The sequence below is a fragment of the Thauera aminoaromatica genome, from assembly GCF_000021765.1.
Lineage (GTDB): Bacteria > Pseudomonadota > Gammaproteobacteria > Burkholderiales > Rhodocyclaceae > Thauera > Thauera aminoaromatica.
On sequence record NC_011662.2, the window covers coordinates 1744103 to 1760289 of the forward strand.

14 protein-coding genes are annotated in these 16187 nt (G+C 68.2%); 10 read left to right on the forward strand and 4 right to left on the reverse strand.

What is annotated here, in order from left to right:
* Nucleotides 1–13 precede the first annotated feature (13 nt).
* Nucleotides 14–1975: an ABC transporter ATP-binding protein gene (locus TMZ1T_RS07720; RefSeq protein WP_012585086.1), complete on the forward strand. Its 1962-nt coding sequence runs from the start codon at nt 14–16 to the stop codon at nt 1973–1975.
* 159 nt (nt 1976–2134) lie between these two features.
* On the opposite strand, the gene TMZ1T_RS07725 is transcribed toward TMZ1T_RS07720, so the two are convergent.
* Nucleotides 2135–2686 (reverse strand): cob(I)yrinic acid a,c-diamide adenosyltransferase, encoded by a 552-nt coding sequence (locus tag TMZ1T_RS07725; RefSeq protein WP_004324319.1) that lies wholly within the window; start codon nt 2684–2686, stop codon nt 2135–2137.
* A gap of 122 nt (nt 2687–2808) precedes the next feature.
* On the opposite strand from TMZ1T_RS07725, the gene TMZ1T_RS07730 reads away from it, so the two are divergent.
* The 6 genes from TMZ1T_RS07730 to TMZ1T_RS07755 all read left to right on the forward strand — a co-directional run bounded on the left by TMZ1T_RS07730 (nt 2809) and on the right by TMZ1T_RS07755 (nt 7353).
* Nucleotides 2809–3072 (forward strand): ribbon-helix-helix protein, CopG family, encoded by a 264-nt coding sequence (locus TMZ1T_RS07730; RefSeq protein ID WP_004324317.1) that lies wholly within the window; start codon nt 2809–2811, stop codon nt 3070–3072.
* Nucleotides 3053–3469, forward strand: coding sequence for a type II toxin-antitoxin system VapC family toxin (locus TMZ1T_RS07735; protein ID WP_004324315.1), 417 nt, complete (start codon nt 3053–3055; stop codon nt 3467–3469). The genes TMZ1T_RS07730 and TMZ1T_RS07735 overlap by 20 nt, the downstream gene beginning before the upstream one ends.
* A gap of 1 nt (nt 3470) precedes the next feature.
* Entirely contained in the window at nt 3471–6092 is a 2622-nt protein-coding gene (gene alaS, locus TMZ1T_RS07740; RefSeq protein ID WP_004324313.1) for an alanine--tRNA ligase, read from the forward strand.
* 208 nt (nt 6093–6300) lie between these two features.
* Nucleotides 6301–6543 carry a type II toxin-antitoxin system Phd/YefM family antitoxin gene (locus TMZ1T_RS07745; protein ID WP_004324311.1) on the forward strand — a complete coding sequence of 81 codons (243 nt, stop codon included), beginning with the start codon at nt 6301–6303 and terminating at the stop codon, nt 6541–6543.
* 2 nt (nt 6544–6545) lie between these two features.
* The gene (locus TMZ1T_RS07750; RefSeq protein ID WP_004324309.1) at nt 6546–6932 is read left to right on the forward strand and encodes a type II toxin-antitoxin system VapC family toxin; all 387 of its coding nucleotides are present in this window, start codon (nt 6546–6548) and stop codon (nt 6930–6932) included.
* A 16-nt stretch (nt 6933–6948) separates the two neighbouring features.
* Complete coding sequence (locus tag TMZ1T_RS07755) at nt 6949–7353, forward strand: FKBP-type peptidyl-prolyl cis-trans isomerase (RefSeq protein ID WP_004324307.1); 405 nt, start codon at nt 6949–6951, stop codon at nt 7351–7353.
* Between the two features lie 16 nt (nt 7354–7369).
* Here TMZ1T_RS07755 and TMZ1T_RS07760 read toward each other — a convergent pair whose 3' ends face one another.
* Nucleotides 7370–8176 carry an ion transporter gene (locus TMZ1T_RS07760; RefSeq protein ID WP_012585087.1) on the reverse strand — a complete coding sequence of 269 codons (807 nt, stop codon included), beginning with the start codon at nt 8174–8176 and terminating at the stop codon, nt 7370–7372.
* Nucleotides 8177–8381: 205 nt separating this feature from the next.
* Nucleotides 8382–9359 carry a TerC family protein gene (locus tag TMZ1T_RS07765; RefSeq protein ID WP_012585088.1) on the reverse strand — a complete coding sequence of 326 codons (978 nt, stop codon included), beginning with the start codon at nt 9357–9359 and terminating at the stop codon, nt 8382–8384.
* A 422-nt stretch (nt 9360–9781) separates the two neighbouring features.
* Here TMZ1T_RS07765 and TMZ1T_RS07770 point away from each other — a divergent pair, with 422 nt between their 5' ends.
* Together TMZ1T_RS07770 and TMZ1T_RS07775 are read left to right on the forward strand one after the other, a co-directional pair.
* Nucleotides 9782–11125 carry a hemolysin family protein gene (locus TMZ1T_RS07770; RefSeq protein ID WP_004323555.1) on the forward strand — a complete coding sequence of 448 codons (1344 nt, stop codon included), beginning with the start codon at nt 9782–9784 and terminating at the stop codon, nt 11123–11125.
* Nucleotides 11122–12243: an AI-2E family transporter gene (locus TMZ1T_RS07775; RefSeq protein ID WP_012585089.1), complete on the forward strand. Its 1122-nt coding sequence runs from the start codon at nt 11122–11124 to the stop codon at nt 12241–12243. Before TMZ1T_RS07770 ends, TMZ1T_RS07775 begins: the two co-directional genes overlap by 4 nt.
* Nucleotides 12244–12630: 387 nt before the next feature.
* Here TMZ1T_RS07775 and TMZ1T_RS07780 read toward each other — a convergent pair whose 3' ends face one another.
* Complete coding sequence (locus TMZ1T_RS07780) at nt 12631–13410, reverse strand: ParA family protein (protein WP_004323553.1); 780 nt, start codon at nt 13408–13410, stop codon at nt 12631–12633.
* Between the two features lie 350 nt (nt 13411–13760).
* On the opposite strand from TMZ1T_RS07780, the gene TMZ1T_RS07785 reads away from it, so the two are divergent.
* Nucleotides 13761–16055: an NADP-dependent malic enzyme gene (locus TMZ1T_RS07785; protein ID WP_004323552.1), complete on the forward strand. Its 2295-nt coding sequence runs from the start codon at nt 13761–13763 to the stop codon at nt 16053–16055.
* Nucleotides 16056–16187: the final 132 nt, after the last annotated feature.

The following is a 16187-nucleotide window of genomic DNA, read 5'->3' on the forward strand; positions in this document are numbered from 1 at the left end:
CGCGGAGCCTGCGATGCCCGACCTCGAAACCAGCGCGGCCGCGGCCGAACCCCCGCCCGCGCCGCAGCCGCCTGCGGTCGCCGGCGAGCAGCCGGTGGGCATCGGCGCGCTCTACCGCGCGCTGTGGGAGCACGCCGCAGGCGCGCGCCAGTTGCTTCTCTACGCCTTCCTGCTGCTGCTCGCGTCTCAGCTCTTCAAGCTCGCCGTGCCCTGGCTGGCGGGCAACGCGATCAACCACATCCAGTCCGGCGGGCTGGAGGGCATGAGCGAGGCCGGGCGCTGGCTCGGCATGGTGTTCGCGGCCATCGTCGCGAGCTGGCTGCTGCACGGGCCGGGGCGCATTCTCGAACGCAACGTGGCGCTCAAGGTGCGTGAGCGCCTGTCGGCGCTGCTCGTGGGGCGCCTGCTCGCCGCGCCGCTGGCCTGGCACGAGCGCCACCACTCCGGCGAGACCACCCACCGCATGCAGCAGAGCACGCACGCGCTCTACGACTTCGCGCAGAGCCAGTTCATCTACCTGCAGAACACCGTGCGCCTGGTGGGGCCGATCGTGGCGCTGTGGCTGATCTCGCCGCTGGTGGGTGCGGTGGCCCTGGTCGGCTACGGCCTCATCGGCCTGCTCATCACCCGCTTCGACCGCGTGATGATGCGCGTGGCGGTGGAGGAGAACCGCGCCGAGCGCGCCTACTCCGCGACCCTGGTCGATGTGCTCGGCAACGTGCTGTCGGTGCTCGCGCTGCGCCGCGGCGAGGGCGTGGCGCGGCTGATCGGCGAGCGCCTGGCGGCGGTGTTCGGGCCGCTGAAGAAGAGCATCGTGCTCAACGAGGCCAAGTGGTGCGCGGTGGATCTGCTCGCGAGCGCGCTGTGGTGCGTGCTGGTCGGAGTGTATGCGGCCGAGGCCGCGGGTGTGTTCGGCTTCGGCGCGGCCGCGGGCGGGGCTGCGGCGGCGGCCGGCACGATCGCGCTCGGCAAGGTCTTCATGGTGTACGAGTACTCGCAGCAGGCCGGCGGGGTGATCACCGCGATCGCGGCGCACTTCCAGTCGCTCGCGCGCCAGCGTGCCGACTACGCCGCAGCCGAGCCGCTGTTGTCCGCCGCGCCGGCGCCGCGTCCGGCCGACGGCGAGGACATCGCCGCCTTGGGCTGGCGCACGCTGAGCCTGGAGGGCGTGTGCTTCGCCCATGGCGACGGGCGCGCGAGCGCGCTCGAGCTCGACCGCCTGGCGCTCGTGCGCGGCCGCCGCTATGCCCTGGTCGGCCCGAGCGGCGCGGGCAAGACCACCCTGCTGCGCCTGCTCGCCGGGCTGGACGCGCCCACGGCGGGTGTCCTGTCGATCGACGGCGAGGCGGTGCCCGCAGCCGCCACCGCGGCGGTCGTCGGCGAGCGCGTTCCCAGCGCTGGCGGCTTGCCGAGCGACGCCGGGGGGCTGGCGGCGATGCCGGCGCGTCTGCGCCATCTCGCCACCCTGATCCCGCAGCAGGCCGAGATGTTCGACGGCACGCTGGCCGAGAACCTGCTGCTCGGTGCCGGTCGCACGCCCGAGCGCATCGAGGCCGCGCTGCATGCGGCGTGCGCAGACTCCGTGGTCGAGGGCCTGGCGCAGGGGCTGGACACGCGGGTGGTGGAGGGGGGCGCGAACTGGTCCGGCGGGCAGCGCCAGCGCCTCGCGCTCGCCCGCGGCGTGCTCGCCGCCGCAGGCACCAGCCTGCTGCTGCTCGACGAACCCACCAGCAGCCTGGACCCGGAGACCGAGGCGCGCGTCTACCAGCGCCTGTTCGCGCATTTCCCGGACGCGGCGCTGGTGTCCTCGGTGCACCGCCTGCACCTGCTCGATCGTTTCGACGAGGTCATCCTGATGCGCGCCGGCCGCATCGAGGCGGTCGGCCGCGCCTGGGAGCTGGCGCAGAGCTCGGCCTTGTTCCGCGAACTCCTCGCCGCCCAGGCGGTGAGCGGAGAGGAGGCGTCGCAGGGGTGAAGCCGGGGAGCGGCACGCGCTGCACCCCGTCCGGGCGCGCCGGCATGAGCGACGCCCGTCGCGATCGGGCGCTTCCGGGGCGGAGGCGCGGATTCCAAGCGCCGCAATCGCGACTCGCGTCGCTCCTACGAGAAACGACGTGGCTGCGGGAGGCGGCCCTCAGGCATTCTTCCGCTTCTGCCAAAGCACGTCGCCGCGGCCGCCGGCGCGGTTGAGCACGCGGCCGAGCACGAAGAGGAGGTCGGAGAGGCGGTTGAGGTACTGGCGCGGGGCGTCATTCACAGACTCCTCGAGTGCCAGCGCCACCAGCGCGCGCTCGGCGCGGCGGCACACCGTGCGGGCGTGGTGGGCGTAGGCGGCGGCGCGGGTGCCGCCGGGCAGGATGAAGTCCTTGAGCGGCTCGAGCGGTTCGTTGAAGCGGTCGAGCTCTTCTTCAAGGTGTGTCACCTGCTTGCCGGTGATCATGCTCATGCCCGGGATGCACACCTCGCCGCCGAGGTCGAAGAGGTCGTGCTGCACGTTGGTCAGCAGCACGCGCACGTCCTCGGGCAGCTCCTCGCACAGCAGCAGGCCGATGATGGCGTTGGTCTCGTCGACCTCGCCCAGGGCGTGGATGCGCAGGCTGTTCTTGGAGACGCGCTTGCCGTCGCCCAGGCCGGTGGTGCCGGCGTCGCCGGTGCGGGTGTAGATCTTGGAGAGCCGATTGCCCATGTTGTCCTCGTGTCCGGGGTGGTTGTCGTAACGCATAATTATAGGCGTCACGGGCGGAAATTGACTTCGATCGCAGCGCGTCATACGATGCATTACGTTGTGTAATACAGGAGGCCGGCCCCATGACCCTGTCGATCCGTCTCGATCCCGAGCTCGAGTCCGAACTCGCGCGTGCCGCCGCGCAGACCGGCCGCAGCAAGAGCGAGCTGGTCAAGGCCAGCCTGCGCGAATACCTCGCCCGGCTTGCGCCGCGCAAGACGCCCTACGAGCTCGGCAAGGACCTGTTCGGCGATCCGTCCGCCACGGCGGCAACGCTCGATCTCACCAGCAAGGACCGCGTCCGTAGCACCATCGTGGAGCGGCTGCGTGCTGAGAACGATCGCTGACTCCGGGCCGCTGATCGCGCTGTTCGAGCCCGCCGAGTGCAACCACGTACGCGTGCGCCGCTTCATCGAGAACTACGAGGGGGCGCTGCTGACCACCTGGCCGGTGCTGACCGAAGTCGGTCATATGCTCGGTCATTCGGTCGATCGCCAGCTCGCCTTCCTGCAATGGGTGGAGCGTGGTGGCGTGGAGGTGACGACCCCCGGCGCGGGCGCCGTCTCGCTGATCCGCCAGCTCTCCGAAAAATACCGCGACCTGCCGATGGATATCGCCGACGGGTCGCTGATCGTGCTCGCGCTCGAAAGTGGGGTGCGCGACATCCTGACACTCGACCGGGGCTTCGACGTCTATCGTCTCCCCGATCGCTCCCGATTCAACAACGTCCTGGCCACGACCTGACATGAAATCCGCCGAAATCCGCGACGCCTTCCTCAAGTTCTTCGAATCCAAGGGCCACCAGATCGTGGCCTCCAGCTCGCTCGTGCCGCACGAAGACCCGACGCTGCTGTTCACCAACGCCGGCATGAACCAGTTCAAGGACGTGTTCCTCGGCTTCGACAAGCGTCCCTACACCCGCGCCACCACCTCGCAGAAGTGCGTGCGCGCCGGCGGCAAGCACAACGACCTCGAGAACGTCGGCTACACCGCGCGCCACCACACCTTCTTCGAGATGCTCGGCAACTTCAGCTTCGGCGACTACTTCAAGCGCGACGCCATCGCCTACGCCTGGGAGCTGCTGACCGAGGTCTTCAAGCTGCCCAAGGACAAGCTCTGGGTCACGGTGTACGCCGAGGACGACGAGGCCTACGACATCTGGACCAAGGAGGTCGGCGTGCCGGCGGAGCGCGTGATCCGCATCGGCGACAACAAGGGCGCGCGCTACGCCTCGGACAACTTCTGGATGATGGGTGACACCGGCCCTTGCGGCCCGTGCACCGAGATCTTCTACGACCACGGCGACCACATCTGGGGCGGCCCTCCGGGATCGCCCGAGGAAGATGGCGACCGCTACATCGAGATCTGGAACAACGTGTTCATGCAGTTCAACCGCGACGAGCAGGGCGTGATGCATCCGCTGCCCAAGCCCTCGGTGGACACCGGCATGGGCCTGGAGCGCATCTCGGCGGTGCTGCAGCATGTGCACGCCAACTACGAGATCGACCTGTTCCAGGCGCTGATCAAGGCGGCGGCGCGGGAAACCTGCAGTGCCGACATGGACTCGCCCTCGCTGAAGGTGCTGGCCGACCACATCCGCGCCTGCTCCTTCCTGATCGCCGACGGCGTGATCCCGGGCAACGAGGGCCGCGGCTATGTGCTGCGCCGCATCATCCGCCGCGCCATCCGCCACGGCTACAAGCTCGGCGCGCGCGCCGCCTTTTTCCACAAGATGGTGCCCGACCTGGTCGCCGAGATGGGCAGCGCCTATCCCGAGCTGAAGGACGGCGAGCGCCGCATCATGGACGTGCTGCGCCAGGAAGAAGAGCGCTTCTTCGCCACCATCGAGAACGGCATGGCGATCGTCGAGGCCGAGCTCGCCGCGATGGAAGCGGCGGGCAAGAAGGTCTTCGACGGCGACACCGCCTTCAAGCTGCACGACACCTTCGGTTTCCCGCTCGATCTCACAGCCGACATCTGCCGCGAACGCGAGGTCACCGTCGACGCGCTCGCCTTCGACGCCGCGATGGCGCGCCAGAAGGAGCAGGCGCGCGCCGCCGGCAAGTTCAAGATGGCCGCCAACCTGGAATACGACGGCCCCGAGACCACCTTCCACGGCTACACGCTGCTGGAAGAGAAGGGCAACATCCTCGCGCTGTACAAGGACGGCGTCCCGGTCAATGAGCTGCTCGAGGGCGAGATGGGTGTGGTCGTGCTCGACCACACCCCGTTCTATGCCGAGTCCGGCGGCCAGGTCGGCGACCGCGGCGAGCTGCGCGCCGCCGCCGGCATCTTCGGCGTGGAAGACACGCAGAAGATCCAGGCCGCGGTGTTCGGCCATCACGGCGTGGTGCGCACCGGCAAGCTGGCGGTCGGGCAGGGCGTGGTCGCGCGGGTGGACGTCGCCGCGCGCGCCGCCACCGCGCGCAACCACTCGGTCACCCACCTGATGCACAAGGCGCTGCGGGAAGTGCTTGGCGCCCACGTGCAGCAGAAGGGCTCGCTGGTCGATCCCGACAAGACCCGCTTCGACTTCGCCCACACCGCGCCGATGAGCGCCGAGGAGATCCGCGAGGTCGAGGAGATCGTCAACCGCGAGATCCTCGCCAACGCCGCCACGCAGGCCGAGGTGATGGCGCTGGAGGCGGCGCAGAAGTCGGGCGCGATGATGCTGTTCGGCGAGAAGTACGCCGACGAGGTGCGTGTGCTGTCGATCGGCACGTCGAAGGAGCTGTGCGGCGGCACCCACGTGGCGCGCACCGGCGACATCGGCCTGTTCAAGATCGTCGGAGAGGGCGGTGTCGCCGCCGGCATCCGCCGCGTCGAGGCGATCACCGGCGAGAACGCGCTGCGCTACGCCCAGGAGCAGGAGCGCCGCGTGCAGGGCATGTCGGCGCTGCTCAAGGTCCAGCCCGACGAGGTCGCCGAGCGCGTCGCCGGCATCCTCGACAACGTTCGTGCGCTGGAGAAGGAACTGGCCCGCCTCAAGAGCAAGCTCGCGGCCAGCCAGGGCGACGAGCTGGTGAGTCAGGCGGTCGAGATCAAAGGCATCAGGGTGCTCGCCGCCCTGCTCGAAGGCGCCGACGCGCCGACCCTGCGCGACACCATGGACAAGCTCAAGGACAAGCTCAAGTCGGCCGCGATCGTGCTCGCCGCGGTCGCCGACGGCAAGGTCAGCCTGATCGCGGGCGTCACCGCCGACCACACCGCCAAGGTCAAGGCTGGCGAGCTGGTCAACTTCGTCGCCCAGCAGGTCGGCGGCAAGGGCGGCGGCCGCCCCGACATGGCCCAGGCCGGCGGCACCCAGCCGGAGAACCTGGCGGCGGCGCTGGCGGGGGTGAAGGACTGGGTGGCCGGGAAGCTGTAAGCGCGATCTTCAGCGCGGCGAGCGCGAGCGGCGCGCGTTTGCGATCCGGCCTTGCATGCAGGACGACGCCCGGCGATTGCCGGGCGTCGTTTTTCGAGACGGGCTCCGGCGCAGGCGGTGCCGTCGGTGCAATGGAGAATCCCGCGAACGCTCGTTTGCAGGAAAAGATTAGCCAGACTAGACTAAACAAGTGTCTGAGGAGGCCTCCATGCAATCCGTAAATATGCTGCAGGCAAAGTCATCCTTGTCCCGCCTGGTGGAGGCGATCGAGTCCGGCCGGGAGCGCGAGATCGTCATCGCCCGCAACGGCCGTCCTGCCGCGCGGCTCGTTCCGATGGAGAGCGCGTCCGTGGGGCCGCGCATCGGGGTGGCCAAGGGCAGGTTCGAGGTGCCCGACGACATCGACGCCAGCAACGAGGACGTCGCCAGGCTGTTCCTCGCCGGAGGCTGATCTTGAATCTGCTTCTGGATACGCATGTCGCGCTGTGGGCCATCACCGACCACCCCAGGCTGCCGCAGGCCGCGCGCGATCTGATCCTGTCGCCCAAAACGACGGTATGGGTCAGCGTCGCAAGCGTCTGGGAGATCGCCATCAAGCATGCGCTCGGGCGTGGAGACATGCCGGTGTCCAGCCGGGATGCCGTGTGCTATTTCACCGCCTCGGGGTATCGCCTCCTGGCGATCGAGCCCGAGCACGTCGTGGCGGTCGAGACCTTGCCCGCGCATCATCAGGACCCTTTCGACCGTCTTCTGGTGGCACAAGCACTGGTCGAGCCGATGCGCCTGGTCACGCACGATCGTTTCGTGGCGCTCTACAGCGACACCATCATCAAGATCTGAATCTCCGGAGTCCGACATGCGCCGACTGCTTTCCCTCCTCGCCCTGCTTCCCCTTGCCGCTGCGATCGCAGCCGGGCCGCAGACCACGACCTTGCCCTCGGGCGTCACCGTCGAGACCTACCGCGTGGGCGAGACCGGCGCGCCGCCGACGCTGGCCGATGTGGTACGGGTGCACTACCAGGGCACGCTCGCCGACGGCAAGGAGTTCGACAGCTCCTACAGCCGCGGCCGCCCGGCGGAGCTGCCGCTGGAGGCCCTGGTGCCGTGCTGGAAGGAAGTGCTGCAGCAGATGAGGCCGGGCGGCGCGGTGCGCATCGTATGTCCGCCGGAGACCGCCTACGGCAGTCGCGGCGTGCCCGGCCGCATCCCGCCCGACAGCACGCTGAACTTCGTGATCGAGCTGCTCGAGGTCAAGCGCTGAGGCGGTCGGTGCCGCGTCAGGCGGTGGGTGGGGGCTCGCCACCGGCCCCCCGCAGCGCGGCCAGCTCGGCGCGGATCGCGCGCAGTTCGGCGAGCACCGCGTCGTGGTCCACGCCGACAAGCTCGCGGGTCTGCTCCTGCTCCTCGTGTTCGACCGCGCTCATCGAATCGACCACGATGGCGATGAAGAGGTTGAGCACGGCGAAGGTGGTGAGCAGGATGAAGAGGACGAAGAAGATCCACGCGTAGGGATAGGCCTCCATGACCGGGCGGGCGATGCCCATCGACCACGACTCCAGGGTCATGACCTGGAACAGGGTGTAGAAGGATTCGCCGATGCTTCCGAACCACTCCGGGAAGCTCGCGCCGAAGAGCTTGGTGCTCATCACCGCGGCGACGTAGAACACGAGCAGCAGCAGGGTGAGCACCGAGCTCATGCCGGGGATGGCGCGCAGCAGCGCATTGACGACCTTGCGCATCGAGGGCACCACCGACACCAGGCGCAGCGCGCGCAGGATGCGCAAGGAGCGCAGCACCTGCAGGCCTTCGCCGGTGGGGGCGAGGGTGATCGCGACGATGGTGAAGTCGAACACGTTCCAGCCGCTGCGGAAGAAGCGCAGGCGGTAGACGTAGAGCTTGAGCGCGAGCTCGACCACGAACACCGCAAGCGCGGCGCGGTCGAGCGCGAGCAGCAGTCCGCCCGCCTGTTGCATGGCGGTGGGCGAGGTCTCGAGGCCGAGGGTGATCGCGTTGATGACGATCACCATGACGATGAAGCGCTGGAAGGCGGCGGATTCGACGAGGCGTTGCAGGGTGACGGTCATGTCGGGTCGGGGGGAGGTAGGGGGGCGGTAGGGGTAGGGGATTCAGGGGGGGCGGCACCTGCTTTTCCGGCGGGATCGCGACTTGCGTCGCTCCTACCGTGCAGCCCGACATTTCGGGCTGGTTCTCGTGGGAGCGACGCAAGTCGCGATGGCGGGATGGGGGCGGCGACGCGGCGCCCGGCGCCCCCAACCCGCCCGCTGCGCGTCAGCCCGCGTTGATCCTGGCGGCTTCCTTCTCCTTGCGCGCCGTGTACCACAGGCTCGCGAACACCGAGCAGGCCAGGATGGTGGCGACCACCGACAACGAGACCAGCACCGGGATCTTCACCCACTCCACGATCAGCATCTTGGTGCCGATGAAGACCAGGATGGCCGCCAGTCCGTACTTGAGCAGCTCGAAGCGGTCGCCGAGGTCGGCGAGCAGGAAGTACATCGCGCGCAGGCCGAGGATGGCGAACAGGTTCGAGGTCAGCACGATGAAGGGGTCGGTGGTGATCGCGAAGATCGCCGGGATGCTGTCGACCGCGAAGATCACGTCGGAGATTTCGACCAGCACCAGGGCGAGAAAGAGTGGCGTCATCATGCGCACGCCGTCGCGCACGACGAAGAAGCGCTCGCCCTCGAGCTTCTCGGTGATCGGGTAGTGATTGCGGATCCAGCGGATGAGCGGGTTCTTGTCCAGGTCGGGGTCGTGCTCGGAGAACCACGCCATCTTGATGCCGGTGACGATCAGGAAGGCGCCGAAGACGTAAAGCAGCCAGTGGAACTCGCTGATCAGCCAGCTGCCTGCGAAGATCATGATCGTGCGCAGCACGATCGCGCCGACGATGCCGTACAGCAGCACGCGGCGCTGCAACTCGAGCGGCACCGCGAAGAAGCTGAAGATCATCATCCAAACGAAGACGTTGTCGACCGCCAGCGACTTCTCGACCAGGTAGCCGGTGACGAAGGCGGTCGTCTGCTCGTTGGCGACCGCACGCCCGAGCGTGCCGTCGAGATACCACCACAGCCCGGCGGCGAACAGCATCGCCACGGTGACCCAGGCGAGCGACCAGCCTGCCGCCTCCTTCAACGACACCCGGTGTTGCTTGCCGCCACCGAAGGCGAACAAGTCGACAAGCAGCATCGTTCCCACGATGGCGGCAAAGGCCGCCCACATCCACCACGTTCCGATCGATTCCATCGCGCGCTCCGCAGAAAACAAAAAAGGTCTGTTCCCGACGGACACAGACCCTGGCGCGCTGCGATGCACGGACCTTGCCCATCGGGCAAGGTCTCGCTTGCAACGAACGAATGGATCCGTTCGTTGCCCCCGGCACCGGGAGACGGTCTGAAGACCGATCTGCCGTATTGACGATGCCGGAGCGGAAAAGCTACTCCCCTTGATGAACGGGATTGTGTCTGTTGCACTGCGGGAGTGTCAACGCCGGCGTTTCGGGTCGCCGCGAGCAAGGGGTTCGTGGTGTTGCGCTGCAGCAGCGGGCGAGCGTGGCGCGTGGTCGCGCGGTCGACACCCCGTGTCCGCTGGGGCATCATCGGCGGCGTTCGGCCCGCCCGTCATGCCCGGGGGCCCGCCGGCGCCCCTCTCTCAACCACCTCGAACCCATGGAAATCCTCTTTCTGATCGGCCTCATCGTCCTCAACGGCGTCTTCGCCATGTCCGAGATCGCGCTCGTCACCGCGCGTCGGGCACGGCTCGCGCGGCTCGCCGAGGAGGGCGACGGCGCGGCCGAGGTGGCGATCAAGCTCGGCGAGGACCCGACCCGCTTCCTGTCGACGATCCAGATCGGCATCACCTCGATCGGCGTGCTCAACGGCATCGTCGGCGAGGCCGCGCTCGCCGGCCCGCTCTCCGACTGGTTGCAGGTGCTCGGCATGGAGCAGCGGGTGAGCGAGATCGGCTCCACCGTGCTGGTCGTGGTGGTGATCACCTATGTGTCGATCGTGGTCGGCGAGCTGGTGCCCAAGCGCATCGGGCAGATCGACCCCGAGGGGATCGCCCGCCTGGTGGCGCGGCCGATGAATGTGCTGTCGATCGCCTCGCGGCCCTTCGTCTACCTGCTCGCCGGCTCCACCGCGCTGCTGCTGCGCATCATGGGCCAGCGCGAGAGCACCGGGCCGAGCGTGACCGAGGAGGAGATCCACGCCATGCTGGTCGAGGGCTCCGAGGCCGGCGTGATCGAGAAGAGCGAGCACGACATGGTGCGCAACGTGTTCCGCCTCGACGACCGCCAGATCGGCTCGCTGATGGTGCCGCGCGCGGACATCGTGTCGCTCGACCTCGAGCGGCCGCTGGAGGAGAACCTCGAGCTGGTGGCGTCCTCGTCCTACTCCAGCTTCCCGGTGTGCCGCGGCGGGCTCGACGACATCCTCGGCATTGCCAGCGCCAAGAAGCTCTTCAACCAGTCCCTGCGCGGCGAGCCGATCGACCTCGCCAGGGAGCTGCAGCCTGCGGTGTACGTGCCCGAGTCGCTGACCGGCATGGAGCTGCTCGATCAGTTCCGCTCTTCCGGCACCTACACCGTGTTCGTGATCGACGAGTACGGCGAGATCCAGGGCATGGTCACGCTGCACGACGTGATCGAGTCGGTGACCGGCGAGTTCCTGCCGCACGACACCGAGGAGGCCTGGGCGGTGCAGCGCGAGGACGGCTCCTGGCTGCTCGACGGCCTGATCCCGATCGTCGAGCTCAAGGACCGCCTGGGCATCAAGACCGTGCCGGAAGAGGAGAAGGGGCGCTACCACACGCTGTCGGGCATGGTGATGTGGCTGCTCGGCCGCCTGCCGGGCACCGGCGACATCGCCACCTGGGAGAACTGGCGCTTCGAGGTGATCGACCTCGACGGCAAGCGTATCGACAAGGTGCTGGCGAGCCGCCTGCCCGAGCCGGCCGACGAGATCGGCGCCGAGCAGGAGGCCAGCCCGGAAGATCGGGGCGAGACCGCATGATCGACCAGGTCGCGGAGAAGGTCGTCCGCCGCGTCATCCTCGGCTTCCTGCTCGGCGGCCTGCTGTTGCTGAGCTATGCGGTGCTGCACCTGTTCATCGTGCCGGTGGCGTGGGCGGTGATCATCGCCTATGCCACGTGGACGCCTTACCGCCAGCTGCGCTCGCGGTTACCGCGCTATCCCACGATCAGCGCGCTGCTGATGACGCTTTTGCTGAGCGCCGCCTTCGTGCTGCCCGCGCTGTGGATCGGCATGCTGCTGCGCACCGAGGTCGGTGTCGCGATCGCCGCGGTGACCGCGCAGATCCGCGAGGGCGCCTTCGTGCTGCCCGAGTTCGTCCGCACGCTGCCGTGGATCGGCGACGACCTGCAGGCGATGGTGGGCGAGCTCACCCGCGAGCCGGAGGCGCTGCGCGCGCAACTCACCGAGTGGGTGCGCCAGGGCAGCGACCTCGCGCTGACGCTGATCGGCGACGTCGGGCGCAACGCGGCCAAGCTGGGTTTCGCACTCATCACCGTGTTCTTCCTCTACCGCGACGGCGAGCGCGTGCTCGAGCAGGTGGTGGCGGTGCTGCGCCGCTTCCTCGGCGAGCGCCTGGACCCCTATCTCTCCGCGGTGGGCGGGATGACCAAGGCGGTGGTGTGGGGCCTGATCGCGACCGCGATCGGCCAGGGTTTCGTCGCCGGGCTGGGCTACTGGTGGGCGGGCGTGCCGGCACCGGTGCTGATGGGGGCGATCACCGCCGTGATCGCGATGATCCCCTTCGGCACGCCCTTCGCGTGGGGCTCGATCGGCGCCTGGCTGCTGCTCACCGGCAACACCGTCGAGGGCATCGGGCTGCTGCTGTGGGGCGCGCTGGTGGTGAGCTGGGTGGATAACCTGGTGCGTCCGCTGGTGATCAGCAATGCCACCCGCATCCCCTTCCTGCTGGTGATGTTCGGCGTGCTCGGCGGGCTGTCCGCGTTCGGGCTGGTCGGCCTGTTCCTCGGGCCGGTGGTGCTGGCAGTGCTGATGGCGGTGTGGGGCGAGTGGCTGGAGGAGTCGGAGTTCGCGCGCCTTGCGGCGATCGGAGCGCCCGCGGGCGCGAGGGAGGAGGTGGAGCGCGGCGGTCGGTCCTGAGCCGCCGATCGCGACTCGCGTCGCTCCTACAGGAAACGTCGAAGCGCGCGGTCGCCCCGTAGGAGGCGGCGCAAGTCGCGATTGCCACGGTTCCGTCGGCACGGCACCCGGTTCGCGCCGGGATCGCGACTCGCGTCGCTCCTACAGGAAACGTCGAAGCGCGCGGTCGCCCCGTAGGAGCGACGCAAGTCGCGATTGCCACGGTTCCGTCGGCACGGCGCCCGGTTCGCGCCCGGATCGCGACTCGCGTCGCTCCTACAGGAAACGTCGAAGCGCGCGGTCGCCCCGTAGGAGCGACACAAGTCGCGATTGCCACGGTTCCGTCGGCACGGCGCCCGGTTCGCGCCGGGATCGCGACTCGCGTCGCTCCTGCGGAAAGCGCGAGGCTCAGGTGCCGTACTTGCGCGCCAGGGTATCGTGCAGCGCGACGAACTCCTGCGACAGCTTGTGCTTGGGGTCGAGGTGGATCATCGGCTTGGCCTGCTCGTGCGATTCCTTGATCCTGATCGAGGCCGACAGGTAGGGCTGCAGCACCGGCAGACCCTCGTCGATGAGTTCCTGGACCACCTTTTGCGGCAGGCTCGCGCGCGGCTGGAACTGGTTGACCACGATGCCCTCGACCTCGAGGGCGCGGTTGTGGTCGGCCTTGATCTCTTCCACGTTCGCGAGCAGCGAGTACAGCGCCTTGCGCGAGAACTCGTCGCAGTCGAAAGGGATCAGGCAGGCATCGGCGGCGATCAGCGCCGAGCGGGTGAAGAAGTTGAGCGCCGGGGGGGTGTCGATGAAGACGCAGTCGAAGTCCTTCGCCAGCTCCTCCAGCGCATCGCGCAGCTTGTAGATCTTGTAGCGCGACTCGAGCTTGGATTGCAGCTCCTCGAGCTGCGGATGCGAGGGCATCACGTGCAGGCGCTCGAAGGGGGTGGCGACGACGAAGTCCTTGGTGCCGCGCGGGTTGAGCTTGAAGTTGAGCGTCTGGTCGAAAAAATCGGCGAGCGTCGCATCCAGGACGTCCACGCCGGCACCGAGCAGGTACTGGGTGGAGTTGCCCTGCGGGTCGAGGTCCACCACCAGGGTGCGCTTGCCCTGGGCGGCGGCGATCGCCGCGAGGTTGCAGGTGATCGTCGACTTGCCGACACCGCCCTTCTGATTGAATACCACCCGTCGCATCGCCTTCTCCCCTGTCGTCATGTGCGCGCGGCTGCTCGCCGGCCCCGCATTCTGCCAAAAACCGGCGCCTCCGGCGCGCCAGGCACCGGCAAAGCTCGATTCCAGGGTGATCCTGCGCATAAGCGGCGGGCGTGTCCAAGGCCGGGGTGCTGGAGTACACTTCGGGGGCGTCGGTCGCTGGCGATCCCGAGCCGGACGACGCCAACAAGAACAAGCAGGTCTGCGTTCGATTCCCGAGCAGGTCCTCCGTCCCGGGCTGCAAGCCCCGGGCGGGCGGGTGCTGCGTCGCGATTCCGGCCCGGCCTCGACGACCTCATATCGATTACCTCATAGACACGAGAGGGGAGAACATGGATCAGGATTTCATCACCGCAGCGCTCGACTATCACCGCTCGCCGACGCGCGGCAAGATCTCGGTGGTGCCCACCAAGGGCCTCACCAACCAGCGCGATCTCGCGCTCGCCTATTCGCCCGGCGTGGCCGCGGCCTGCGACGCGATCGTCGCCGACCCTGCCGAAGCCTTCGAGCTCACCAGTCGCGGCAACCTCGTCGCCGTGGTCACCAACGGCACCGCGGTGCTCGGCCTGGGCAACATCGGCCCGCTCGCCTCCAAGCCGGTCATGGAAGGCAAGGGTTGCCTGTTCAAGAAGTTCGCCAACATCGACGTCTTCGACATCGAGCTGGCCGAGAACGACCCCGACAAGCTGATCGAGATCATCGCCGCGCTCGAGCCCACGCTCGGCGGCATCAACCTCGAGGACATCAAGGCGCCCGAGTGCTTCTACATCGAGAAGAAGCTGCGCGAGCGCATGAAGATCCCCGTCTTCCACGACGACCAGCACGGCACCGCGATCATTTCGGCTGCCGGCCTGGTCAACGGTCTCAAGGTGGTCGGCAAGAACATCGCCGACGTCAAGCTGGTGTGCTCCGGCGCCGGTGCCGCGGCGATCGCCTGCCTCGACATGATGGTCAGCGTGGGCCTGCGCCGCGAGAACATCTATGTGTGCGACTCCAAGGGCGTCATCTACGAGGGCCGCGAGCCCAACATGGAGCCGACCAAGGCGCGCTACGCGCAGAAGACCGAGGGCCGCGCGCTGGGCGACGTGATCGCCGGCGCCGACGTCTTCCTGGGCTTGTCGACCGCGGGCGTGCTCAAGCCCGAGATGGTGGCGAAGATGGCTGCCAAGCCGCTGATCTTCGCGCTCGCCAACCCGAACCCCGAGATCCTGCCGGCCGACGCCAAGGCCGTGCGTCCCGACTGCATCGTGGCCACGGGCCGTTCGGACTTCCCGAACCAGGTCAATAACGTGCTGTGCTTCCCCTTCATCTTCCGGGGTGCGCTCGACGTCGGCGCGACCACGATCAACGAGGAGATGAAGCTCGCCTGCGTGAAGGCGATCGCCGAGCTGGCCGAGGCCGAGGCGAGCGACATCGTCGCCAGCGCCTACGGCGGCCAGGAGCTCAGCTTCGGTTCCGAGTACATCATCCCGAAGCCCTTCGATCCGCGCCTGATCGTCAAGATCGCGCCCGCGGTGGCGAAGGCGGCGATGGATTCGGGCGTGGCGACCAAGCCGATCGCCGACCTCGAGGCCTACGCCTCCAGCCTCAACGCCTTCGTCTACCAGTCCGGCATCGTCATGAAGCCGGTGTTCTCGGCCGCCAAGGCGGTGCCGCTGGAGCAGAAGCGCGTGATCTACGCCGAGGGTGAGGACGAGCGCGTGCTGCACGCGGTGCGCGTGGTGCTGGACGAAGGCCTGGCGCGTCCGATCCTCATCGGTCGCCCCGAGGTCATCGAGATGCGGATCAAGAAGATCGGCCTCAACCTCAAGCCCGAGCGCGACTTCGAGATCGTGAATCCGGAGTCCGACCCGCGCTATCGCGAGTTGTGGACCGAGTACTACAAGCTCATGAAGCGCGACGGGGTCACCCCCGACCTGGCCAAAGCCAAGATCCGCCGCGACACCACCCTGATCGGGGTCATGATGCTGCGCCGCGGCGATGCCGATGCGCTGGTGTGCGGCACCTTCGGCTCCTACGACTACCACCTCAAGCAGGTGGCGGACGTGATCGGGCTGGCGCCGGGCGCCAAGCAGTTCGCGGCGATGAACCTGCTGCTGCTCACCAAGCGCATGCTGGCGATCACCGACACCTATGTGAATGAGAACCCGAGTGCGGAGGAAGTCGCCGAGATCGCCCGCATGGCGTCCGACGAACTGCGCCGCTTCGGTATCGAGCCGAGCGTGGCGCTGTTGTCGCATTCCAACTTCGGCAGCTCGAACTCGGCTTCGGCGCGCAAGATGCGCCGCGCCTGCGAGATCCTGCGCGAGACCTCGCCCGACCTCAACGTCGATGGCGAGATGCACGGCGATGCCGCGCTCTCCGAGGAGATCCGCGACAAGCTGCATCCGGATTCGGGCCTGAAGGGCGAGGCCAACCTGCTGGTGATGCCCAACCTGGACGCCGCCAACATCTCGTTCAACCTGATGAAGGTGGCCAATGGCGACGGCGTCTCGGTGGGTCCGATCCTGCTGGGCGCGGCCAAGCCGGTGCACATCGTGACCCCCTCGGCCACCGTGCGCCGCCTGGTCAACATGACCGCGCTCGCCGTGGTCGATGCCAAGGAGTCGCGCAACGCCGGGGCCTGATGCCTGCTGGCGGCGCCGCTCGGCGCCGCCTCCGCACGAGCCTCGCACGAGGAGGTTCGCGCGGCGTTTTCCCGGGGGCAGTCCTGCGAGGGGCTGCCCCGCTTTGTTTCCTTCGTTCCCGCCAGGCGATCG